Source organism: Enterococcus sp. ZQ21 (genome assembly GCF_030053755.1).
GTDB classification, from domain to species: domain Bacteria; phylum Bacillota; class Bacilli; order Lactobacillales; family Enterococcaceae; genus Enterococcus_B; species Enterococcus_B lactis.
Window position 1 is genome coordinate 1,681,983 of the sequence record NZ_CP125658.1, and the last position, 23,768, is coordinate 1,705,750.

General features: G+C 38.7%; 20 protein-coding genes and 1 riboswitch. Of the genes, 4 read left to right on the forward strand and 16 right to left on the reverse strand.

The features are described 5' to 3' along the window. Positions 1–178: 178 nt before the first annotated feature. From QK255_RS08125 to QK255_RS08190, 14 genes are all read right to left on the reverse strand, one after another. Positions 179–790, reverse strand: coding sequence for an ECF transporter S component (locus QK255_RS08125; RefSeq protein ID WP_002290166.1), 612 nt, complete (start codon positions 788–790; stop codon positions 179–181). 123 nt (positions 791–913) lie between these two features. Then, positions 914–1,038: riboswitch (FMN riboswitch) on the reverse strand. A gap of 81 nt (positions 1,039–1,119) precedes the next feature. Next, positions 1,120–1,836 carry a pseudouridine synthase gene (locus QK255_RS08130; protein ID WP_002290165.1) on the reverse strand — a complete coding sequence of 239 codons (717 nt, stop codon included), beginning with the start codon at positions 1,834–1,836 and terminating at the stop codon, positions 1,120–1,122. Next, complete coding sequence (gene scpB, locus QK255_RS08135; protein WP_002290163.1) at positions 1,837–2,412, reverse strand: SMC-Scp complex subunit ScpB; 576 nt, start codon at positions 2,410–2,412, stop codon at positions 1,837–1,839. It lies immediately after the preceding gene. Beyond that, positions 2,396–3,166, reverse strand: coding sequence for a segregation/condensation protein A (locus tag QK255_RS08140; protein ID WP_002290162.1), 771 nt, complete (start codon positions 3,164–3,166; stop codon positions 2,396–2,398). The genes scpB and QK255_RS08140 overlap by 17 nt, the downstream gene beginning before the upstream one ends. Further along, complete coding sequence (locus QK255_RS08145; RefSeq protein ID WP_002290158.1) at positions 3,163–3,534, reverse strand: GNAT family N-acetyltransferase; 372 nt, start codon at positions 3,532–3,534, stop codon at positions 3,163–3,165. Before QK255_RS08145 ends, QK255_RS08140 begins: the two co-directional genes overlap by 4 nt. A gap of 18 nt (positions 3,535–3,552) precedes the next feature. Then, complete coding sequence (gene xerD, locus QK255_RS08150) at positions 3,553–4,440, reverse strand: site-specific tyrosine recombinase XerD (RefSeq protein WP_002290156.1); 888 nt, start codon at positions 4,438–4,440, stop codon at positions 3,553–3,555. 95 nt (positions 4,441–4,535) lie between these two features. Beyond that, complete coding sequence (gene fur, locus QK255_RS08155; protein WP_002290152.1) at positions 4,536–5,009, reverse strand: ferric iron uptake transcriptional regulator; 474 nt, start codon at positions 5,007–5,009, stop codon at positions 4,536–4,538. A gap of 104 nt (positions 5,010–5,113) precedes the next feature. After that, positions 5,114–5,977, reverse strand: coding sequence for a virulence factor B family protein (locus QK255_RS08160; protein ID WP_002290150.1), 864 nt, complete (start codon positions 5,975–5,977; stop codon positions 5,114–5,116). Positions 5,978–6,258: 281 nt separating this feature from the next. Continuing rightward, entirely contained in the window at positions 6,259–8,364 is a 2,106-nt protein-coding gene (locus QK255_RS08165; protein WP_283341620.1) for a cell division site-positioning protein MapZ family protein, read from the reverse strand. Positions 8,365–8,583: 219 nt separating this feature from the next. Then, a complete protein-coding gene (gene rpoD / locus QK255_RS08170) occupies positions 8,584–9,693 on the reverse strand; it encodes an RNA polymerase sigma factor RpoD (RefSeq protein ID WP_002290142.1) in 1,110 nt (369 codons plus the stop codon). A gap of 23 nt (positions 9,694–9,716) precedes the next feature. Next, positions 9,717–11,558: a DNA primase gene (gene dnaG, locus QK255_RS08175; RefSeq protein ID WP_002290141.1), complete on the reverse strand. Its 1,842-nt coding sequence runs from the start codon at positions 11,556–11,558 to the stop codon at positions 9,717–9,719. A gap of 181 nt (positions 11,559–11,739) precedes the next feature. Next, positions 11,740–14,055 carry a cation-translocating P-type ATPase gene (locus tag QK255_RS08180; RefSeq protein ID WP_002329094.1) on the reverse strand — a complete coding sequence of 772 codons (2,316 nt, stop codon included), beginning with the start codon at positions 14,053–14,055 and terminating at the stop codon, positions 11,740–11,742. Positions 14,056–14,243: 188 nt separating this feature from the next. Continuing rightward, positions 14,244–15,104 (reverse strand): DUF368 domain-containing protein, encoded by an 861-nt coding sequence (locus tag QK255_RS08185; RefSeq protein WP_002290136.1) that lies wholly within the window; start codon positions 15,102–15,104, stop codon positions 14,244–14,246. 57 nt (positions 15,105–15,161) lie between these two features. Then, positions 15,162–15,794 carry a lysozyme family protein gene (locus QK255_RS08190; RefSeq protein WP_002290135.1) on the reverse strand — a complete coding sequence of 211 codons (633 nt, stop codon included), beginning with the start codon at positions 15,792–15,794 and terminating at the stop codon, positions 15,162–15,164. 165 nt (positions 15,795–15,959) lie between these two features. Here QK255_RS08190 and QK255_RS08195 point away from each other — a divergent pair, with 165 nt between their 5' ends. Further along, complete coding sequence (locus tag QK255_RS08195) at positions 15,960–16,721, forward strand: alpha/beta fold hydrolase (RefSeq protein WP_016628932.1); 762 nt, start codon at positions 15,960–15,962, stop codon at positions 16,719–16,721. Between the two features lie 25 nt (positions 16,722–16,746). Next, entirely contained in the window at positions 16,747–19,338 is a 2,592-nt protein-coding gene (gene mprF / locus QK255_RS08200; RefSeq protein WP_002290133.1) for a bifunctional lysylphosphatidylglycerol flippase/synthetase MprF, read from the forward strand. Positions 19,339–19,527: 189 nt separating this feature from the next. Here the strand turns inward: mprF and tuf are convergent, their stop codons facing one another. Further along, positions 19,528–20,715: an elongation factor Tu gene (gene tuf, locus QK255_RS08205; RefSeq protein WP_002289463.1), complete on the reverse strand. Its 1,188-nt coding sequence runs from the start codon at positions 20,713–20,715 to the stop codon at positions 19,528–19,530. 367 nt (positions 20,716–21,082) lie between these two features. On the opposite strand from tuf, the gene QK255_RS08210 reads away from it, so the two are divergent. Then, entirely contained in the window at positions 21,083–21,439 is a 357-nt protein-coding gene (locus QK255_RS08210) for a YxeA family protein (protein WP_002290132.1), read from the forward strand. 293 nt (positions 21,440–21,732) lie between these two features. Here the strand turns inward: QK255_RS08210 and QK255_RS08215 are convergent, their stop codons facing one another. After that, positions 21,733–22,737, reverse strand: coding sequence for a nucleoid-associated protein (locus QK255_RS08215; protein ID WP_002290131.1), 1,005 nt, complete (start codon positions 22,735–22,737; stop codon positions 21,733–21,735). Positions 22,738–22,902: 165 nt separating this feature from the next. Between QK255_RS08215 and QK255_RS08220 the strand changes: the two genes are divergently transcribed. Continuing rightward, positions 22,903–23,754 (forward strand): aldo/keto reductase, encoded by an 852-nt coding sequence (locus QK255_RS08220; protein ID WP_002290130.1) that lies wholly within the window; start codon positions 22,903–22,905, stop codon positions 23,752–23,754. The last annotated feature ends 14 nt before the right edge of the window (positions 23,755–23,768 follow it).

Genomic DNA, 23,768 nt, shown 5'->3' on the forward strand with positions numbered 1-23,768 from the left:
TAAACAAACATTTCCGTCTTTTAAAAGGAGAAGGATTTCACATTCTAAAAGAACTAATTGATTTTTATGCATAAATAAAAAAAATACTCAAAACAAACAAATAAAACGTTTACAATATTGCATGTATTGTATTTTTTTCCAAAAAAAAGATCAAGAAATTTCTTGATCTTTTTGACATTTATTTAACTGCTGTATGACGTTGTTCCATCTGATGTTGTTTTCGACTTAACCATGGAAGAAGTTGCGCATGTAGCACTAAAAAGACAGCACTCACGATGAATCCTTTGATCAAGTTGAAAGGAACAATCCCAATCAATACATAATTTGCTAAAGACATCCCCAACATCTGTGTCGCGTTCAGTCCTAAAAACATTAAGTAAAGAGGCGTAATAACGAAATAATTCGCGATACTCATGAAAATAGTCAGAGCAATCGTTCCTGTAATCACACCTAAAAATTTATTTCTTCCTTTATGCTGTTTCTTTACACTAAAGAAGTAATAAATCGGGAATGTAAAGATCGTTGTTGATAAGAAACTAGCTGTGTCTCCCACTAGGTTATCTGGAGAAAAACCTGTAGTCAGCAGATGTAATACTGAACGCAAGAACGCTGTTGCTACTCCGGCCGCTGGACCGAATAAGAACATACTGATCAATACCGGGATATCACTAAAATCAATCTTCAAAAAACTAAAAGCCGGCATGATCGGAAAAGCAAAATACTGTAAAACTAATGCGATCGCAGCAAACATCGCTACTGCAACCATTTTCTGTACACGGGTGTTCTTCATTTGAAATCCTCCTGTTAGGACTCCTCTTCAGCGAACTTTTTGACGTTTCTCTCCAAATGAAAAAACTCTATTTTCCAGGGAAAATAGAGTTAGAGTTATTTGATCAAGTGTGCGTCAAATAAGCCCTATCTTCTTTATCCAGACTGTACTGTCGGTATCGGAATTTCACCGATTCAGCTATTTTTTGCAAAATAGGTCGTGGACTATAACCACCGGTCGGGAATTTCACCCTGCCCCTGAAGACGAACCTTATATAATTTTTGTTTACATGTTCATTATACATATCTCTTCAAAAAACGCAACATTTAACGCTTATAAAAAGTAAGTGTTTATTTTGAATGATTCAATAAGCTGCTGACTTCTTTTTTGTTCAATTCACGATAATCCCCAGGGCGTAAACCTTGTAATGTCAAATCACCGTATTTTTCACGTTTTAACTTTTGCACAGGAAGCCCAACTGCTTGAAGCATATTTTTCACTTGATGATTCCGTCCTTCGTGGATCGTCAATTCCACGATACTGTGATTTGTCTTAGGATCCACTGATAAAATTTGGAATTTAGCTGGAGACGTTTTTCGTCCTTCGATCTTTATTCCTTTCGCCAAAGGTGCAAGCATCGATTTTGTCGCAATCCCTTTTACTTTTGCGACATAAACTTTATCCACTTCATGTTTTGGATGTGTCAGGCGCTGGGCAAAATCTCCATCATTTGTCAGCAGTAAGATGCCCGAAGTATCGTAGTCCAGTCGACCTACGGGGTAAATTCGTTCTTTTACCATCGGCAGAAGGTCCGTAACGACTTTTCTTCCTTTGTCATCTGCTACAGCAGAAATGACTCCTTTAGGTTTGTACAATAAATAATAACCGTATTCTTCTTGATAAATTGGCACTTCATCCACTTCCACAGTGTCCTGTTTTCCAACTTTTATCCCTAATTCTCTTACAACTTGTCCGTTTACTTTTACACGTCCTGCAAGGATAAATTCTTCTGCTTTTCGACGGGAAGTGATGCCAGCGTGGGCAATTACTTTTTGTAATCTCTCCATTTACAATTGTTCTCCTTTATTCATTCCATCAAAGAATAGATCTGGTGACACATCTTCTTCAAGTGAAATTTCCATTTCTTGTGTATCAGGCAGTTCCTCTAATGATTTCAGCCCAAAATAATCCAAGAAGTAACCAGTTGTTCCATATAATATCGGGCGACCTGGTCCTTCTACTCTGCCTTTTTCTTCAATCAGTTTATGAGCAGCCAGACGCTGTACCGCTCCTGAAACCTGAACGCCTCGAATCTGCTCGATCTCAGCTCGTGTGATCGGTTGTTTATAGGCAATGATTGCTAAAGTCTCGACAGCGGCTTGAGATAACGTGTTCGATGTTCCTTGTGCATATCGCTTGAGCAATGGCGCTAGCTCTTTTTTAGTCGTTAATACATAATGGCTTTCCGTTTCAAAAATATGCAAAGCTGAGTGCGGGTTTTGAGCGTAAGAGTCTTTTAATTCTTTCACTAAATTTGCGACTTCTGCTTCACTGAGATTCAACAGTCCGCTTAATTCTTCATTACTGATTCCTTCCTCGCCAACAATAAAAAGAAGGGCTTCAAGTTCACTTAATTTCGTCATGTTCGGTATCTCCTACTGCTGGATAAAGCATAATTGATTCATAGTTTTCTTTTTGTTGCGCAATAATCTGTCCTTTTTTCATCAACTCTAGCAAAGCCATAAAAGTAGTGACAACTTCACTTTTGGAAGGCGACTCAAAAAAAGAGTCGAAGGTACAGCCATGCGTATTTCTTTTTATACGCTCTTCGATAAAGATCATTCGTTCTTCGATCGTTGTATCATCCGGCGTAATCGTTTTTTCCACTTTTTGAGAAAATTTCTTACGTTCCAAAATTTTCTGCATGGCACGGATCAGATCGATTTTTTTGACTTGTCCTCGCTTCAACGGTTTTTCAACATCCGCCAATCCATCGATGTTCATAGGGTCTTTTGTGTAATAAAGACTTCGTTCCTCTGCTTTTTCTGTTAATTTTTCAGCCGCATACTTATACTTACGGTATTCTAAAAGCTGAGTGACCAATTCTTCTCGAGGATCTTCTTCCCATAGTTCTTCATCATCTGTAATAAACTCTTGGATAGGGAGCAACGTCTTACTTTTGATTGCCATCAATGTAGCAGCCATCACTAGGTATTCTCCTGCAACAGCTAGCTCTAGTGTCTTCATTGTATGGATATAATTCATATATTGCTCTGTGATCATAGCGATTGGTATATCATATATATCGATTTCCATTTGCTGAATCAGATGAAGCAGCAGATCGAGAGGTCCCTCGAATACATCTAATTTAATATTGATCTCCGTCAACTCATTCACTCTTTCTTCTTTTTCTTTGCTAGCCACTTTCCAATATAAGGCTCTGTGATTTCAGTTGCACGGATGGAGACATCCGGATACTTTTCTTGTAATTCATCTAACATTTGGAAGCCCATGTTCTCACCGCGATAAGATGGATTCAAAGAAATGTCATGGATAATCAGCTGATCGTTCGTTGCCCAATAAACACCAATGATTCCTTGAATGTTGGTCGAACCTTCCGGCGTAAAGAAAAAAAGTTCATAATCATCTTCAGATTCGTACGTATCTATCTCCTTCAACAAAGAAGACTTACCTGTCAGCTTCTTATGGAAACTCAACAGTCCCATAGCAATTTTACGGTTTTCTTTTCGGTAATGTGTTAACATCTTCTCACCTTCCTATGACTAAGCCCTTGGAAAATGCTGCTTATAAACATCTGTCATCCTTTTTTTCGTGATATGTGTATAAATCTGTGTCGTAGAGATATCCGCGTGACCTAACAATTCCTGTACTGTCCGCAAATCTGCTCCGTTTTCTAGCAAATGGGTGGCGAAGCTGTGCCGTAGCGTATGCGGCGTTACTTCTTTGTAAATCCCAGCCTCTCTTACTAGCTGTTTCAGATTTTTCCAGATTCCTTGCCGGGAAAGACCTTTTCCATGATTATTGACAAATACATGCATTTCAGATGCGTCCTTTACAAGTAACGGACGTGCTTCGTCTAAGTAGCGTTCCAGCCATTGGATCGCATAATCACCTAAAGGAATAATCCGCTCTTTATCTCCTTTACCGACTGTCTGTACCAGCCCAAGAGAAAGATGAAGATCTCCCAATTTCAATCCAATCAATTCACTGACGCGCATCCCAGTAGCATACATGACTTCTAAGATTGCACGATCTCTTATTCCTAACGTTTTTGTCGTATCAGGTGCTTCAATCAGCTTTTCTACTTCTGCCAGCGTCAATGTGCTTGGTAATTTCTGCGCTTTCTTTGGCGTATCGATATGCTGCATTGGATCATGATCCGTGATACGCTCTTGTCGTAAAAACTGATGGAATCTTCTGAGGCTTGAGATCATCCGCGTAACGGTTGCTGTCGCTTTTTTTTCTTCATGCATTTTTTCCAGAAAACGGATGACTAAAAAGCGATCGACATCTTGCCATGAAGCAACTTTCTGCTCTTCTAGAAAATGCAAGTATTGTTCCAAATCACGTTCATAGCTTTGACGTGTATTGGCGGATAATCCCCGTTCAATATTCAAGTAGTGGAGATAATCGTTGATTTGCTCTTTCATAATAATCCCCCTCATGCCTCTCTATCATATCAGATACCGCTTCATTCTGATAGTCTTTTTCCATAATCTGAGCAAAGAAAAAGCCGTCTAGACACTCAGACGGACTGGTTTCTTTTTTCTTTTTCATAACATTCCTGACAGATTCCATGGAACGTCAGCCGATGATCTTTTACTAAAAAATGATAACGTTCTTCTACTACTTGCTCCACTTCAAGTAAAAGATCCTCTTCTACTTCCTCGATCGTGCCGCAGTTTAAGCATAGTAAATGATGATGGAAATGTTTAGCGCCCTCTTTTCTCAAATCATAACGGGCTAATCCATCATTAAAACTTACTTTATCGACAATTTTTAATTCTGTCAAGATTTCAAGGGTTCGATAAACAGTAGCAAGTCCAATTTCTGGACTCTTTTTTTTCACTAAAAAGAAGATCTCTTCTGCAGACAAATGCTCTTTCTCATTCTCCAAAAGCACAAGCAGGGTAGCTTCTCTTTGCGGTGTCAGCTTGAACCCCGATTCATGTAGCTGCTGTTTTGTTTTTTTCATCGCCGAAATAGCATTCATGACCATTTACTCAACCCCAACAATTTATAATAATTACAATTTAGAAAAACAATAACACTGTGTTAATTAAAATTATTATAAGCTAGTTAAGAAAAACATGCAAGGGATTCTCAATTAGATTTTTTGACTAATTTTGTCACACCGTTTTCTTGTTTAATCAGTCCTTGTTTCAAAAGATTGCCTAATGCTCGCTTAAAAGCACCTTTGCTGATGCCGAAAGCTTTCATGATGTCTTCTGGATCTGATTTATCTGTAAAGTTGATTTGCTGATCTGCAGAACGTTCTAAAATGGTTAAAATCATTTGTGCATCATCTGATATTGCTTCATACGCTCTTGGTTTCAATGAAAGATTCAGTACACCATCTGGTCGGACACCGATCACACGCCCTTTTACTTGCTCGCCTAGTCGAGGTTCGTTATATCGTTCAGAAGGATGGATAAACCCAAGATAGAAATCTTCAGTCAAAACATACGTACCTGTTAATTTCAAACGGTAGGCTGTTCCTATCACATCTTTGTTTTTCATTTCTTCTGTTCCATACTTGCTTAAAGATTTGAATATTTTTTCGTCTGCTAAACTACCCCAAACACGATCCTTTGCATCAACTCTAAGGGAAATCATCAAACGATCTCCCTTTTTAGGCCACAGCTCTGTCATGGTCGGTAATTCATCAAGAGATACGACAAAGTCTTTATCTGGAAGACCGATATCGACAAATGCGCCTAAATCTTTTCGTGTAGCAGTAACGATCCCAAATGCATAGTGACCGATGCGACTTTTTGGAATTTGTGTAGTGATCCGATTTTCATGTTTTTGATTTTGGTAGCCGAATCCTTCCACTGCCTCACCGATTTTGTGCTCGCCTTCTGATTTGCTTAAGCCAAAGGTTTGCCCATTTTTTTGGACAAAGTAATTTTTTTCATTTTCATCAATAATAATACCTGTAAATATAGTTGCTAATAAATCGTTCATTTTTTTCTCCCTCTATAGTGAAAGGTTTTCTTAATACATTTCTTTGCTATCATAACATAATGTTATCTACTTGAATAGCTGAGCCTTGCTTTGGAAAGGTGAAAAAAGGAGTATGACAACAGTTGTGTCATACTCCCCTTTTTTGAATAAACGGTGTTTACCTGCCAACTCCTCGGTTTCAAGTCACACTATTCATCAAACATGAGAAGCTGTTTTTTGAAATTGTTCCTTGTGACTCAGAGTGAAACGGCAGGCTCACAACCTCTTTCGTTTAGTTAAAACTAATTGCTCCCATTTCCTCCGAACCACCCAGTTTTACAGTTGATCGTTACGATATAAAATGGCAAAGCACTTTCTCCAATGCCTTTCATCAATGCAGATTTTGTTGAAGTGGCATATAGATTGTAATAGCCTTCCCCATTTTCGATTCTGGCTTTTTCTAATCTGTAACCTCCTTCAACGATATATCCACGTTGGATACATGTAGCAATCACTTTGCTTTGGACACCTGGTGCCCACGTCCATGCTGGATTAGATGCATCGGCAATATCACTTGCTCTGGCAGATTTGATTGGCTGATTCGCTGAGTTTGAAGAGGAAGGAGTCGAGGATACCGCTTCTTGCTGTGCTGCTTGTGCGACCGCAGCTTGTTGAGCGGCTTGAGCTGCAGCTGCTGCTTGAGCGGCTTGTTTTGCTTGTTCTTCAGCTGCTTTTTTCGCTTCTTCTGCTTTTTTCTTTTCCTCTTCTTCTTTTTTCTCTTTATCAGTGAGCATCTTGTCTACTTGTTTCAATTGTTCATTCAACTGAGCAGATAGATCTGTATTTTTCACCTTTTCTACTGCTTCTTTTGCCATCTTGTATTGGTCGCGTGTCGCTGAACCCACTACTTTTCCGTCTTTAAAGACTATAGCTGTTTTTTCTTTAGCTGTTTGCAATTCAGCATATTGATTTTTAGCTTCTGTTTGTGCTTGTTGAATCAATTTTCCAAAATCTGTGTTATCCGTTTCGATCGTTTGTATCTCTTTATCTGCTTTCAACTTGATGTCATCTGCTAGATGATCATCGACGATCACAGGTGCTACGAACCATTCATTCACTTTCTGGATATCTTGGATCTTAGATTGGATATCTTGATAAGTTGTTTCTAACGCTGAATATCCTTTTTCATTCTTAAGACTTGATAAATCATTTTTTAGTTTTGATAGATCTTGATGAATCATATCTGCACGAATAAATTGATGGTGATCATCTGTATAAAAGGCAGCAAGTTTCCCATGAAGGTCTTCCATTTGTTGCTGTCTTTTTGCTTCTGCTGCTACTTCGGCTTCTACTTTTTGATGATGGTCATAATAAGCCCAGCCTCCCCCACCTAGTAGAAGAACTGCTGCTAAAGCGAGATAAGGCACTTTTTTTGATTTTTTCTTTTGTGTCTTATCTAGATCTTTTTTTTCTAGGTTTGATTCTTGAGGCGTTTTTTCAGTATTTGGCACGATTGTTATTGGTTCTGTTTCTGCTTCAATCAGCTCAGGCTGGTTCTCTTCTTTTTCTATTTTAGCTTCAAGAACAGTGTTATCTTCACTTGCAGATTGACTTTCAGCATCGGCTTCATTATTTATTCCATCTGACTCTGTTGATTTCTTGTCTGCTTTTTCGAGCATTTCTCTTTTCTCTGCTTCCGGCAACCCATTCGATTTCTCGTCTTCTGATTGTTTTTCAGACAATACTTCAGTTTTTTCCGGGACATCCGTTTTTAGATCATTCATTTTTAATGATTCTTTACCTGCAGCGTTTACTCTACTAATGGCTTTTTCAGCGTCTTTTTCAGCTTCATGTTCTGGTTCTACTTTGTTTTCCTGTGCAATTTTTTCACTGATCATTTTGAGTAGCTCTTCCGCGTGCTCTTCCTTTGTATCTTCACGATGTGCTTTGATATAGGCGGATAGTATCGAATTTTCTTCCTCATTATCGACGATTTCTTTTAGTTCAGCTACTCTTCTTTTTTGTTTTGATTCAAGGGTTTCTTCTTGATTCTTTCCTGATTTTTCCAAAGTCTCACGAACAGTCGCTTTCTTCTGTTCCCTTTTTTCTTTATTGGCTACTTTATCGTGAGTAGATGATACATCGTCTTCTGATTCTGTTTTTTCGAATAATTCCATCACAGATTCGAGAGGTAGATCTTTCAATTCCGACCATTCGATTGGATCGTTTAATTCTGTATCAGGAAAGACTGCGTCTTCAGTTGATTTATCCTGCATAGTTTCATCTGCATTTATTTCTTCGATTGTTTCTTTTGTTTGCTGATCTTCTGCAGTTAGTTGATGACCGCAGTCTGGACAGATATTGTTCTCATCCATTTTTTTCGATCCGCAATTTGGACATTTTTTCATCACTTAGCGATCGGCTCCTTTACTAGGTTTACGCTACCATTTAATCTATCATATTCTATACGTCACGCCAATAGCTTATTTTTAGGATTTACTTAAAAATAATGAATAAATTTTCTTCCTATAGAAAAAAAAGCTTGAGACCGCGTAGTCCCAAGCTTTTTTTCTTTTAAAATAAACCAAACCATTTGACTGATTTCTCTTCTGGTCAATAGTTCGTGCTTATTCTAAGAAGTCTTTTAATTGTTTCGAACGAGAAGGATGGCGTAATTTTCTCAATGCTTTAGCCTCGATCTGACGAATACGTTCCCGAGTAACACCAAATACTTTTCCTACTTCTTCCAGTGTTCTCGTACGTCCATCGTCTAGACCAAAACGTAAGCGAAGGACATTCTCTTCCCGATCTGTCAATGTATCTAGTACATCTTCCAATTGTTCTTTTAGTAGTTCATATGCTGCGTGTTCTGCTGGACTTGTTGCTTCTTGGTCTTCGATGAAATCACCTAAATGAGAATCATCTTCTTCACCGATTGGCGTTTCAAGGGAAACAGGTTCCTGCGCGATTTTCAAGATTTCGCGGACTTTTTCTGTCGGAAGGTCCATTTCTGCACCGATTTCTTCCGGCGTAGGTTCTCTTCCAAGGTCTTGCAACAATTGACGCTGGATACGAATCAATTTATTGATTGTTTCTACCATGTGAACTGGAATACGGATCGTACGTGCTTGGTCGGCGATTGCACGAGTAATTGCTTGACGAATCCACCATGTAGCATAAGTAGAAAACTTGAATCCTTTGCGATAATCGAATTTTTCAACTGCCTTCATCAGCCCCATATTTCCTTCTTGGATCAAGTCAAGGAACTGCATGCCTCGCCCTACATAACGTTTAGCGATACTTACTACTAAACGAAGGTTTGCTTCTGCTAAACGCTGTTTTGCTTCTTGGTCGCCTTCTTCGATTTTCAATGCTAACGCTACTTCTTCTTCCGCAGTTAAAAGGGAGACACGGCCAATTTCTTTCAGATACATACGAACCGGGTCATTGATTTTTACACCGGTTGGCGCAGAGAGATCTTCTGTTTTTGCCTGTTCAGCTTTTTTCTCAGCACTTTTCAAGCTGTGAATTGATGGATCACCATTTTCATCCACCACACTGATACCTGCGTCTTCAATCTTTTGGATCAATTTGTCCATTTCATCTGCATTCAAAGTGAATGGTGTAGCAAGCTGATTGGATAAATCATCATATACAACTTGTCGTTTGGGTTTGTTTTCTTTGATGAAAGCTGCTACTGCTGCTTCATACTTTTTTTTATCTGTTCCATTTGCCATAAAAGAAGGCCCCCCTTGAGTAGCTATTTGGCTTGTTTTAACTGTTTCGTTAAATTGATGATTTCGATCGTCAATTCAAGCTCAAGCTGTTTGTTCCCAGTACGTCTGGCTTCTTGCTGCATTTGTTTTTTTAATGTTATTTCATCAGCTAAGCCAGATTTGCTGATCACATCTAGCAAGTCTTGGATTTCCCGTGGCGAACTTTCTTCTGCCACCGGTAGATATTCGATCTCCACCACCAACCGCCTTAAATTTTCATCTTGCAAAAAGTCTAAAAACTCTGCAAGGTTGAATTCATAATGTTGTGAGACATATGCATCGAATAAAAAATAAACTTCTGCATATGCGTCGTGGATAAACTGAAATTCTCGTTCTTTTAGAATATTGCGGACAGAAACTTCTTTAAATGCGCGGTACAACAGAATCTGCTCTGCCTTTTCTACCTGCGTCAACGGTCTCTTCTTCCGTGCAGTTTCTTGTCTCTTGGTCTGCGTATGTTGGTTTTCCTGAGGTTCTTGACGATTTTGCTGATTTGTTCTTCGGAGCTCACGCAATTGTTTTTGTATCGTCTCTCTGCTGACCTGAAACTCTGTGGACAGCTGCGATAAATACATATCTTGTTCAATTGGTGAAACGACTCGGCTAAGTTCAACTAATAATTCTTCAAGGTACTCGATTTTGTCTTTTTCATTCTCTAAATTTTTCCCTTGTTTCAAATAACGTGATTTAAAAGTAAAAACTGTTTCACGCCCATGAGCCACTAATTCTTGAAAAGATGCTTCCCCATACTTACGGAGATATTCATCAGGATCAAGCTTTTCTGGAACGACTACGACCGAAAGTCCTAAGCGACTATTTTGCCGAAGCAATTCAATCCCTCGATTGGTTGCTTCAAAACCTGCGTTATCTCCGTCATAACAAAAAACCAGTTCTTTCGTCAGTTTTTCCATTTGCTGGATCTGTTGAGCTGTCAGACTTGTTCCCATGGAAGCTAATCCAGTTTTGATACCAGCCTGCCATGCAGCAATCACATCCATAAAACCTTCGAACAACAAGATTTCTCCATTTTTTCGGATATCGCTTCTTGCTTTATCAAGATTAAATAAAACTTGTCTTTTATTAAACAATTCTGTTTCCGGACTGTTCAAATATTTGGGCTGATCTTTTTCCTGCCCTTTTTCAGGTGCAAGCCAGCGTCCTGAAAACCCGATTGTCTGGCCTTGAGGATTACGAAGGGGAAACATCACCCTTTGGTAAAAACGGTCCGACAGACGGCCATCATCATGTGTGACAAACAATCCAGAACGTTCTAACAATTCATTTGAGAATGATTCATTCTTGAAGACTTGCTGAAGAAACGAGCGTTCATTAGGCGCAAACCCGATATTGAATTCTTCAATCAATTCTAAAGACAACCCACGACTTTGCAAATATTCTAAGGCTGGCTGTCCCGCTTTTGTATGCAACAGCATGTGATGATAGATTTCCGCTGCTTTTTCATGAGCAGCAATCAATTTTCCTGTAGCAGATTCAGGATTTTGTACAGCTACCGTTCGCTGACGCCATTGATCTTCCAACGGAATCTGTTCGAAATCTGCTACTTTTATCACTGCTTCTGGAAAACTCAGTCCTTCTAGTTCTTGAAGAAAAGTAAACACGTTTCCGCCTTTGCCGCAACCAAAGCAATGAAAGATCTGCTTGTCTTCTGCAACAGAGAAGGATGGTGTGCGTTCTTCATGAAAAGGACACAGCCCTAAGTAGTTTTTACCAGACTTTTTCAATTGGACATATTGTCCAATCACCTCAACGATATTCGTTTGACTGCGTACCGTTTCGATAACTTCTTGAGGAATCCGTTGAGCCATTTTTCCACCCCCTGCTTTATTGATATCTTTTCGTTTTAACAAAAGATATTTCAGGAGAATAACCGGTAAAAAATCGCACTAACTGAAATCAGTGCGATTTTAAAGGACACAATTATACATGCTTGATTGTATCATATTTCAATTCTTTTTCAAGTATAACACATTTCTATTTAATTAAGCATCAATTTGCTACTCTTTTCAGTAGCTGATTTTGAATATCAGCCTTCCAGTACAATAATCGAAGGACAATATTTATGATCATGAACATAACGAAGTATCCTATGGTTTCTCCTAAACCTAAGTTTACTTCCAAAATTCCGTGGAACAGCATCGCAGCTACATATATCCCTACGATTGTCGTTACTGCTAAGAATATTCGCAACGGGTTGAAAGGATAACAAGCTTTTACAACTGCCATGCAGCTGATTCCAATTAGCAAGTAATACATCAACGTAGTGGTTTCACTACTTCCCCACGCGAACGTTTTTCCAAGTAGATACACTGCTATGATATTCACTACTACAAGCAAGGCATTCGGCAACGCGTTGATAAGTGCAGTAGGCAAGTAACGGTAAGTGATTTTGCGTTTATCTTGTTCAAATGATAAAAAGAAGGAAGGATACCCTTCAATCGCCAAATCAATCAGCGTAATCTGGATAGGGATAAATGGAAATCCAATAGCTGTAACGGCACAGATAATCGATAAAATAAAAGAATAAATCGTTTTGATGAAAAAGATACCGGAGACTTTCGTCACATTGTTGACTACCCGACGTCCTTCAAACAGGACTTCTGGCAATGTCGTAAAATCAGAGTCCAACAATACCAGATTAGCAATTTGACGTGTCGCTCCGTCACCTTCTGCCATGGCGATACTACAATCTGCTTCTCTTAATGCCAAAACATCATTTACGCCGTCACCTGTCATCGCAACCGTTCTGCCGCTATCTTTCAATTCATTTACCAGTAATTTCTTTTGCTGAGGACTCACTCGACCAAAAACGGTATATTGATGTGCAGCTTCTCGCACGTCCGATTCTTCAGTAATCTGAGAAAGGTCGATATACGCATCGTAATTCGGTAATCCTGCACGTCTGGCAATATTGGAGACAGTAAATGGATTATCTCCAGAGATTACTTTCAGGTCAACGCCTTCCTCATGAAGATAAGCTAGTGTTTCTGGCGCATTTTTTCGGATTGGGTCATCGATTTCAAACAGAGCAACTGGCTCAACAAACGTGGGGTTTTCTTCGTTTAATTGCTGATTTGGAGCAATCCCCAACATAAGTACGCGATAGCCATTCGCTTGAGCTGTTTTTAGACTATCTGGCAGCCGATCTTCTTCCACCAAGCGTTCAGGTGCTCCTACGTATACGACTCCTAATTCTGGAAACTCCATCGCACCCCATTTGCGATCAGAAGAAAATGCGACTTTGTTTGTTACATCATAACGATTAGAAAGCTCAAAATACTCTCTCATCGCCCGCATGGTGATGTTGTTATCACTGCTTTCTGCAAGATACGTTCCCATAATTTCTGGAATAGCTTTTTCATACAGCGGATGTAATGCTTCTACACGCTGGATACTCATTTTCCCTTCAGTAATGGTTCCTGTTTTATCCAAACATAATGTATCGACGTGAGCAAGTGTTTCAATGGAATACATGTCTTGAACAAGAATCCGTTTTTTTGCCAGTTTTGTTACACCTGTCGTTAACGCAATACTTATCAGCAATACTAATCCCTTTGGAAGCATCCCTAACAAAGCTGCTGCAGAGGCAATAACTGAAATCTTGATAGAAGCATCGCGAATGAACAGTGCCTCCAAAAATAGTATGATCCCTAAAGGAATAATCACGAAACTAGTGAACTTGGATACTTTACGAATCGAATCTACAAGTTCAGAATGAATAGCTTTGTGGGTTTTTGCCTCGCTAGTCAAGCGGACAGCATAATTATCTGCCCCTACTCGGATGACTTCAGCCATGACAGAACCACTTGTCAAAAAGCTCCCAGAAAGCAATTCAGCTCCAGCTTCTTTGACAATCAAGTCAGATTCACCTGTCAAAAGAGCTTCATTTGCTTCTGCCCGTCCTGATATGACCTGCAAATCGGCTGGTATCTGTTCTCCTGCTCCGATTTTTACCAAATCTCCTAATACCAGCTCTTTAGTAGAAATCGATTGTTCTTTACCGTCCCGAATCACTAGTACTTCTGATTGGGAAACAATCGATAATTTCCGTACAAGATTTCTTGCATGTATTTCTTGATAAATTCCAATAACGATATTTACGATAATAATTGCTAAATATGCCATGTTGGAATAAGCACCTACAAATAACAGGCAAATCCCGATACCGAAGTTCAGAAAATTGAATAACGTCAATATATTATCGCTGAATATTTGCTTTGTACTTTTTGATGCATCTTCCTGGTAGTCATTTTGCTGGCCAGAAGCCATTTTTTGAACTACTTCTTGCTGTGTAAGTCCATTCATTTTCTTTTTCTCCATTTTCCGCCAACTTTCAAAAATAATCACGTGTTTAAGTCTAGCGTGTTCCAAGGTTAAAAACAACTTGTTTTTATAAAATTTATAGAAAAACACACGAATGATTCTTACGAAAAAGATGCTGATCTTTTTTGTATGAATCACCCGTGTGTTGTTTTTTTATTATCGAACTATCTTTACTTATATTGTTCTTCCAAACGGCTCATCCACCATCCTAGTGCTGTACCAGCTACAAAAAGAACAGGACAAGCTAGCACGCCAGCGACTCCCAATCCCGCGTAATCAGTAGGGATGATCATAATCGTTGAAGCAAAAACGACGCCTAAAATAAAATGGAATAGCTTACTGTATGCCTTTGAGAAAATATAATCCATGATTTTTGACAAGCCAAGGACACAAAGAACCCCACCAATTCCGATCGGCAAGATGACTTCAAACCGAACTTCTTTAAATCCGTCAGCCATCGCTTTGTACAATCCCATATATACCAAAAAATTAGAAGGACTCAATCCTGGGACAATCATCCCTAAACCAATCAATCCACCGGCGATCAGCCAAGTCCCAAAATTCTGATCGACTTGTCCATCAAATAATCGAGCACCGTATAATAAAAACAAATAAGCCAGAACAAAAGTAACAACCATGATGATCACATCAGAAGTATCTCGTCCTTTTTTTCCTGCTTCTTTCCATAAGGCAGGAACAGTTCCGACGATACACCCAACAAAAAACCACAATATTGTTGTTTCATACGCCCCTAATAAAAAACTGACTAAAAAAGAAAGTAAAAAGATGCCTGTCACTCCGCCTAGACCAACAGGCAGGAAAAACAAAACATTTTCTTTGAAATTTTTTGTGATATGGGCTAGAAAAGAAATCAGTCGCTCATACATGCCAAAAACAGCTGCTAATGCACCACCGCTGACCCCCGGCAAGATAAATCCTGAACCGATAAACATTCCCTTCACAAACCGCAACATCCAATCTTTGGTTGTGTACCCCACTTTTTGATTTTCTATTTTTTGCCTTTTTTCCACTACTTGCGCACTCCTTCTTTCAACTCATTTTATTATGTTTGGATATTTCCTACTCGTTTATTTAAAGACTTTTTCATAAGTCTCTATTATTTTTTCATTCATTTTGACAATATCAGGATAAAACATGTTACCTCCATTATGATAGAGATAGCCGCCGTTGTAAAGCAAGGACTGGATTCGCCAATATCGGTACTGTTTTCCTTCCTCATTTCCTAAAAGCGGGCTTAACACATCTTTAGAATACGCTTCTGCTAGTTCTACTGTGTTTTCTCCGCCATGATTTTTTACATAGGCAATATAATCTTTCCCAAAATTATACGCTTGGACAGCGGTCCACAGATCACATCCTTGTTTTTTTGCTTCCATTATCATCTCCGCCAAATATTTGACCCCTTGATCAATACTGTCAGCTGGATTATCAATGATATCGGCTTCTCCATGCAAACTCTCTGAACTCTGCATGAGATCTGTGCCTTTTCCTTTTGATTCGGTCAAGATTATTGCCTTGATCAATTTTTCGTATGCTTCCATATGATAATTTTTTGCAGCTGTCGTTATTTCTATTTGATAGCTTTCCACCCGTTTTACTGAGCGATAAGTTCTTCCTCCTAAAAACAACACCGCACCAATGACCGTTAGAAGGATCATGTAAAAAAGAATACGGATAATAGATAATCGTTTTCGCTTCATTTCATCACCTAGTTATTTTGACATCTTTTTTATCTTACTATTTCTTTATCTTCTTGGCTATTTCTTCCTTAAATTCTGTGTACACCTTAAGAAAAAATGAATTTTCCTGTGTTTTTTATCATCTTACGAAAATGATCGTTGTTTTTCAGTAAAAACGATTGCCCAATGACTGTTATAATCGTTATACTTTACACAGTAGGTGATTATGTGAAAAAAGAAAAGAAATATGCAAAAATGTCAGACGGGAGCGAAATTTATTATGAAAAGAGTGGTCAAGGCTTCCCACTCTTTTTACTGCATGGCAATGATGGCAGCGGCCGCTTTTTTTCAGAACAGGTTCCCGTGCTTGAACGCTACTATACTGTTTATCTAGTAGACAGCCGAGGACATGGCCGTTCAACAAATGAAGCATCTATATTGAATTTTCATTTGATGGCTGAGGATCTGAATACGATTATGTTGCTAGAAGAAATCAATCAGGCAGATTTTCTTGGATTTAGCGACGGCGCAAATTTGGCATTGGTATTTGCCAGCAGCTTTCCTCAAAAAGTTCATCGATTGATTTTAAATTCTGGAAACACGCTAGTTAAAGGCGTTCGTTTTTCTGCCAGAGTCATCAGCAATTTTCATTATGCATGGGTATGGTTGCTCTCTTTATTTCGCCCAAGCCTTCGCAAAAATCTGTTAGTTATTAAACTATTGCTGCATGATATCGGCCTTACAGAAAATGATTTAAAAAAAATCAACTCCCCAACTTTGATTATTGTAGGAAAAAAAGATGTGATCAAGCTGAAACATTCTCTGTATATAGCTAAAACTATACCAAAAGCTTCTTTTGTACTTGTAAAAGAACAAGGACATGAATTAGCTAGAAAAGATCCTGAACGCTTCAACCGAGAAGTTCTTCAATTTCTTTCTGAAACATAATTATTAGGAATAGAAGGTGATTTATTTGTTAAAAACTACCATACAATGGCTGAAAAACCATCTAGGACTGTTCAAAACAATCTTTTTGATTTCTGTCATTGTCATTATTGTCGGTGAATTGATGTCCATCGGTAAGACTCTATCTATCCAGCAATTAGGAGAAACGTTTGCCACTATACCTATTTGGAAAAGCGGACTTATGCTGTTGATTGGTCTTGTCTCTGTGTTACCTATGATTGGTTATGATATTATTTTGAATCGGATGCTTGAACAAAAGCAGAATCCTCGTTACTTGTTTGAGACAAGCTGGCTGATCAATACAATCAACAATATTGCCGGTTTCGGCGGGTTTGTTAGTGTGGGGCTTCGCTCTGAACTATATGGACAAAAGAAAGAGAGCAGAAACGTGATCCAAGCATTATCGAAAGTTTTCTTGTTTTTGATGGCTGGACTTTCTATTTACAGTCTGCTTTCTTTTTTACTTGTAGTCTTCACGCCAGTTGCTCCTTTCTTGAAGCAATATTGGATATGGCTGATTGGCGGTGGTCTGTATTTCCCTGTTGTCTTTTTATTCACTACTTTCAAAAAGAAAGGATTCCTTGGTGGTACCTCACTTAAAACGCAAGGACAGCTCTTGCTTGTTTCATTATTGGAATGGTCTGGTGTCCTGTTCAGTTTTCTTTCTGTTGGTTACCTAATGGAAATCCGAATCGATCTGTGGCAAACGATTCCGTTATTCATTGCTGCTTCAGTGATAGGGATCGTGTCTATGATTCCTGGCGAGATCGGCAGTTTCGATGTGATGATGATTATCGGATTATCTGCTATTGGTGTGCCAAGAGAAACAGTCGTTGTGTGGATCTTGCTTTATCGTCTGTTCTACTACATCATTCCGTTTTTGATTGGAATCGTCTTTTTCTTCAAAAATATCGGTTCCACTTTTGATCAACGTTATTCAGGGATCCCTAAGCAGTTAGCAACAGAAATCGCGCATAAAATCGTGGTTGTCCTCTTATACTTTTCTGGAATCATGTTGGTACTTTCTGCCACTATTCCGCAAGCTTTTACAGAGTTTCGCTGGCTTCATAGTTTGAACCCATTGAAATTCCACTTTATTATCCAATTTCCTAGTATATTATTAGGATTTCTTTTGATTGTTATGGGGAGAGGGATCGCTGCACGCGTAAAACGAGCCTATCTGCCTACAATTTTCTTGATCGCACTCGCTTTGTTTTATGTTTTATTAAGCGATTTTAGCTTCACACCGGTGATTTTCTTGTCTATTCTGCTTCTGATCATTCTTGCGTCCAAAAACGAACTGTTTCGGGAACAACTCATCTATTCGTGGGAATGGCGTACGATTGACGGAATCATTATCGGTGCATTGACATTGCTTTATATCGTTATTGGTGTATACAATCTGCCTGATTTTCCACATCGGCGTCACCATTTTATTTCCTTTTTCTTATTCCCTTCTGAAAAGATTTGGTTTTCAGGGTTGTTGGCCATTATCGCCGTTAGCTTCATGATCGTTTTATTTGTCCATTTTCTTCAAGGAGAAAAGAAACAGATTGGCGAAGCCTTTAATGAAGAAAAGGCACTGAAGATCCTCACAACTTATGGAGGAAACTCCGACAGTCAATTGATCTTCTTAAAAGACAAGCGGATGTTTGCCTACGAAAAAGACGGTGAACCAACTGTGCTTCTCCAATTCGCTTGCTTCAATAATAAATGCATCGTAATGGGCGATCCTTCTGGTAAGAAAGAAGATTTTCCAGAAGCAATTGAAGCTTTCATCGAAGAGACAGACCGATTATGTTATTTACCTGTTTTCTACGAAACAAGCGAAGAGATCGTTATGATTTTGCATGAATTCGGCTATGACTTCATTAAAATGGGGGAAGAAGCTTATGTAGACCTGAATAGTTTTACAACATCAGGGAAAAAAATGAAGGGCACTCGGGCTGTCTTGAACCGAATTGAACGAGAAGGATTTACATTTGATGTCTTACAACCGCCGTTTTCTGCTGAGCAAATGAGTATTTTCAAAAATATTTCTGATAATTGGTTGGGTTCACGAAAAGAAAAAGGTTTTTCTTTAGGCTTTTTCTCGGAAGATTATTTACAAAGAGCGCCTATTGCTGTAGTCAAAAATACTCAAGAAGAAATTGTCGCTTTTGCGACGATCATGCCTACTTACACGAACAACAAAGTAGGAACGATCGATTTGATGCGATATGATCCCAAAAAAGCCCCTTCCGGCAGTATGGATTTCTTGTTCCTGCATTTATTTGCTTATATGAAAGAAGAACATATCCAATGGTTCAATTTAGGGATGGCACCTCTTTCAAATGTTGGAACTTCCAGAAAGAGTTTTTTACAGGAAAGAATTGCTTACTTGGTTTACGAGTTTGGCTCTCATTTTTATTCTTTCCATGGATTAAGAGAATACAAAAGCAAGTACGCTACGAACTGGGTCTCACGCTACACCCTATATTCGCGAGATAGTTGGATTGCATATGTTATGATTGCTTTGCTGATTATTGATAATGCGCCAGTTGAGCAGACACAAGGTAGAATAAATGGTTTGAAAAAATGGATACGAAGAAAGTACTAAAAACTGCGTAGTTAGTAAGGAAACACTCACAATATAAATAAAAGAGACTGAACCAAAGCGTGAGGTACGGCTCCTGCCCTCTCTTATTGTACAATTGAAGAACAAAAAAAGCGGTCAAAACAAGATTTCTGTTTTGACCGCTTTTCATTTTAAACATTTTTCATTACCAAAATATTCGAGTCACGTTTCTTATGCTTCGATTTCTGTAACGATACCTGAACCTACTGTACGGCCACCTTCACGAATGGAGAAGGTCGTTCCGTTTTCAACAGCGATTGGGTGGATCAAGTCAACATCAATCGTCACATTGTCACCAGGCATGACCATTTCTGTATCTTCTGGTAACGTGATTGTTCCAGTAACGTCAGTTGTACGGAAGTAGAATTGTGGGCGGTAGTTGTTAAAGAATGGTGTATGACGTCCACCTTCTTCTTTTGTCAACACGTACACTTCAGCTTTGAATTTTGTATGTGGAGTAATGGAACCTGGTTTAGCAAGTACTTGTCCACGTTCGATATCGTCACGTTGGATACCACGTAACAGTACGCCTACGTTATCCCCAGCTTCCCCGTAATCTAACGTTTTACGGAACATTTCTACACCTGTGACAACTGCTTTTTGTGTTTCAGGTTTGATCCCTACGATCTCTACTTCATCACCGACACGAACAGCACCGCGGTCAATACGACCTGAGGCAACAGTTCCTCGTCCTGTAATGGAGAAAACATCTTCCACTGGTAATAGTAATGGTTTATCTGTATCACGTTCTGGTGTTGGGATATATTCATCCACTGTATCCATCAGTTCCATAATAGCAGCTTCAGCATCTGGATCGCCTTGCAATGCTTTTAATGCGGAACCTTTGATCACAGGAGTATCATCGCCTGGGAAACCATATTCGCTCAATAACTCGCGAACTTCCATTTCTACCAAATCGATCAATTCTTCATCATCGACTAAATCTACTTTGTTCAAGAAAACAATTAGGTATTTTACACCAACTTGACGTGACAACAAAATGTGTTCACGTGTTTGAGGCATCGGACCATCAGTTGCAGAAACGACTAAGATGGCACCATCCATTTGTGCTGCCCCTGTAATCATGTTTTTCACATAGTCCGCGTGTCCTGGTGCATCGATATGCGCATAGTGGCGTTTTTCTGTTTCATATTCTACGTGTGCGGTATTGATCGTAATCCCGCGTTCACGTTCTTCTGGAGCTGCATCAATACTAGCATAGTCTTGAGGATTTGCTAGGCCTTTTTTGCCTAATACTGTAGTGATCGCAGCAGTTAAAGTAGTTTTCCCATGGTCAACGTGTCCAATTGTACCAATGTTAACGTGTGGTTTACTTCTGTCGTAATGTTCTTTTGCCATAATTTACAAACCTCCTAAATAATATAGATCACTGAAGGATTTCAGCTCTCACTTTTTTATTATAGTCTTTTTTTGAATAAATCAAAAAGAATACGTCCGGCTTACTTTTTGTAAGATTCAAACTAAGCTTATTATACGTCAAAATTGGTCAAAGTCAACTAAGAGCACTCGCCTGTCTTATACGCGAAAAAAGTACCTTTTATAAATAAAAAATTATGTTTTTTGAGAAAAACTTCAAGCTCTTCTTTAACTTTCTTTTGAAGCAATAAGAACAAAATGAGGAAAAGTTTAAAATTCAGCTGTCGCCAACAACTTTCAATAGACGAAATCTTCTATTTCGTTAATAATAAGAAGAGAGGTGAAGTACATGAAAAAATTAATTGGCGTACTTGTCGTTTTAGGCATCTTTCTCGGCGGAAGTTTTGCAGCCTATCATTATTTTTACGGCGGCGAAGCCTATTATACAAAAATCACGACGAATGGCGAAATGTCAGCTTTCCGAACAGATAATGGAGAAAAATTTACGACTTATACCTACAAACAAGCGGCTTATAACAAAGATGGAGAAAAAAAACAAGTGACGCTTCATGAAGTAAGAGAACATCCATTAAAGATGAATGCGTATCTCCAACTCAAAGTCAATCCTCGTAAAGGTGTATTAAGCTGGGAAGAAATAAAAGCTTCTGAAGTCCCTAAAAATGCGGCAGAAAAAATCGATCAATAATCGGTGGTCTTAAAATTTTATTAGATAAAAAGAGGCTGGGACAGGAGCGTTTAACTCCAAGAAATAAGAAGAAATTCATGAAACTTGCTTTTCAAATTCTTGTGAACTTCAGCTTATTTCCGAAGGAGTTGCTTCTGCTTCCGCCGTTTATACGTGTTTAGAGTGTGAGACAAAAGTGTTCTTTACTTTTGTCTCACGCTCTTTTTTTGTTATATTCGTCTTTTCAGATCCTTCTCATGGACCATTCATTCAACTAAACATCGGTAGTTGAACATCTAATGTTCCAGTCACTTTTATAAACGATTCAATACTTCATCCACATTTTTGATCATCACAGATATCGTACCATCCGGATTATTCACAAATTCAATCAAATCTGGGTTGCGATATACATCGACTGGTACAATCAGTTCGATTCCGTTTGATAGTTTAAATTTTTGTTTTCCAAATTTTTTCTCAGAAATTTCTTGTACTTCTTTTACAGGGGGGGCTTCTGGGACAAACCCTTGCTCCTGTACTTCTTCTTTAAAAGCCAGTTTTGCCGTAATGTTTTCCTTGAAGACTTTTTCTGCGATCATCTCATGATCCAACCGTCCTTTTTCTTCTATCGTGTCATAGACAGCTTCTTTTAAATCAGCCATGATATCAAATTCTTCTGTCTCGAATTTTTTTCCGAGATGCTTGGCTACTTTTTGGATCACTTTTACGTTTTCCTCTAAAGAAGGTGCAGGAACACTTTCGATCACTCTTCCAGAAAAATAAAGCTCTTTTTTACCGGAAAACTCATATTTTTTTTCAATCAATTCGTAGGTCCAATCGGACAAGTTCACCGCGAAGGCTTCATCTGCTTTTTGTGTTTTCGCGCCTAGTATTGCTCGGTTCAAAATCAAACGGTTGTCAATCCCTACTTCGTCTGCTTCAACAAAATGCGTATAAGCCTCACGATAATTGACTTTCAATAAAGATAGGTACATCACTGTATCTAATTCATACAAAACAACAAATACATCTGCACTTGGCGCCTCTTCACTTTCTTGGTAAATATCGAACCATCGCTGAACGATTGCTTCACTTGCTTCCACAAAATTTTCTTGAGCGATTTTAAGTGATTCAACGATCATGCTTTCTTCTGCCAATTGTCCAGTTTTCGTTTGGGCAGAAGAGATTTTTTGGATTTTCTTTTGAAGAAAATCACGAATATATTCTTTTGTCAGATCCAGCTCTTTTTGTGAAAAGACCGGCGAACCCGTTTCTCTGTCAATAATATGCAGGATTGCTTTTTTTAAATAGATATCCATTTCCTCATTCCCTTCTGTCCTAGTTTACGGAAAAAAAATCAAAAATGCCAGAATCAAAATCATTTTCTTTTAAACAAAAATTTCAATAGTAGAAACAAAATGGATTCTTTTTTTTGGAAAATGCGCTAAACTTATAGATGAACGAATAAAAAAGGAGCTGAAAGTATGAATTCATTAACAAGCACGTATCGTCTATCAAATGGTTACGAAATTCCAGTAGTAGGATTCGGCACATGGCAAACACCTGACGGGGATGTCGCTGTTTCCTCTGTTAAAGAAGCACTGGCTGCAGGTTATCGCCATATCGATACTGCCCAAGGATACAAGAATGAAGAAAGTGTCGGCCAAGCGATTAAGGAAAGTGGCATTCCTAGAGAAGAGATCTTCCTAACAACAAAGTTATGGAATGCCAATCACAGTTATGAACTTGTGATGTCTTCTTTTGAGGAATCATTAAAGAAACTCCAAACAGATTACGTAGATCTGTTCTTGATTCACTGGCCAAATCCAGTTGCTTTTCGTGATAATTGGGAACAAGCAAACGCAGATACATGGCGAGCATTTGAAGAACTGTATGAAGCAGGTAAAATCAAAGCAATTGGTGTCAGCAATTTCTTGCCCCACCATCTAGATACACTTGCTAAAACAGCAAAAATCATGCCAATGGTCAATCAAGTTTTCCTTGCACCAGGTGAATTACAGCCAGCTGTAGTTGAGTATGCAAAAAAACATGAGATGATCCTTGAAGCATACAGCCCATTAGGCACTGGGAAAATCTTCGATGTACCTGAAATGAAACAAATCGCTGAAGCGCATGACAAGACGATCGCACAAGTTGCTTTACGTTGGTCATTGCAACACGGATTCCTTCCTCTTCCTAAGTCAGTCACACCAAGCAGAATCAAAGAAAATACTGAACTGTTTGATTTTGAATTGACAGAAGAAGAAATGAAACAAATTGATCAGTTAGATGGTGTAGTTGGCAAGGCAAAAGACCCAGATACTACCCAATTCTAAGTCGAAAGGTGATT

Coding starts and splice junctions, on each gene's coding strand:
- QK255_RS08125 (WP_002290166.1), bottom strand. CDS start 790: ATGAAGAACACCCGTGTACAGAAAATGGTTGCAGTAGCGATGTTTGCT.
- QK255_RS08130 (WP_002290165.1), bottom strand. CDS start 1,836: ATGGAGAGATTACAAAAAGTAATTGCCCACGCTGGCATCACTTCCCGT.
- scpB (WP_002290163.1), bottom strand. CDS start 2,412: ATGACGAAATTAAGTGAACTTGAAGCCCTTCTTTTTATTGTTGGCGAG.
- QK255_RS08145 (WP_002290158.1), bottom strand. CDS start 3,534: ATGTTAACACATTACCGAAAAGAAAACCGTAAAATTGCTATGGGACTG.
- xerD (WP_002290156.1), bottom strand. CDS start 4,440: ATGAAAGAGCAAATCAACGATTATCTCCACTACTTGAATATTGAACGG.
- fur (WP_002290152.1), bottom strand. CDS start 5,009: ATGGTCATGAATGCTATTTCGGCGATGAAAAAAACAAAACAGCAGCTA.
- QK255_RS08160 (WP_002290150.1), bottom strand. CDS start 5,977: ATGAACGATTTATTAGCAACTATATTTACAGGTATTATTATTGATGAA.
- QK255_RS08165 (WP_283341620.1), bottom strand. CDS start 8,364: ATGAAAAAATGTCCAAATTGCGGATCGAAAAAAATGGATGAGAACAAT.
- rpoD (WP_002290142.1), bottom strand. CDS start 9,693: ATGGCAAATGGAACAGATAAAAAAAAGTATGAAGCAGCAGTAGCAGCT.
- dnaG (WP_002290141.1), bottom strand. CDS start 11,558: ATGGCTCAACGGATTCCTCAAGAAGTTATCGAAACGGTACGCAGTCAA.
- QK255_RS08180 (WP_002329094.1), bottom strand. CDS start 14,055: ATGAATGGACTTACACAGCAAGAAGTAGTTCAAAAAATGGCTTCTGGC.
- QK255_RS08190 (WP_002290135.1), bottom strand. CDS start 15,794: ATGAAGCGAAAACGATTATCTATTATCCGTATTCTTTTTTACATGATC.
- QK255_RS08195 (WP_016628932.1), top strand. CDS start 15,960: ATGACTGTTATAATCGTTATACTTTACACAGTAGGTGATTATGTGAAA.
- tuf (WP_002289463.1), bottom strand. CDS start 20,715: ATGGCAAAAGAACATTACGACAGAAGTAAACCACACGTTAACATTGGT.
- QK255_RS08210 (WP_002290132.1), top strand. CDS start 21,083: ATGAAAAAATTAATTGGCGTACTTGTCGTTTTAGGCATCTTTCTCGGC.
- QK255_RS08215 (WP_002290131.1), bottom strand. CDS start 22,737: ATGGATATCTATTTAAAAAAAGCAATCCTGCATATTATTGACAGAGAA.
- QK255_RS08220 (WP_002290130.1), top strand. CDS start 22,903: ATGAATTCATTAACAAGCACGTATCGTCTATCAAATGGTTACGAAATT.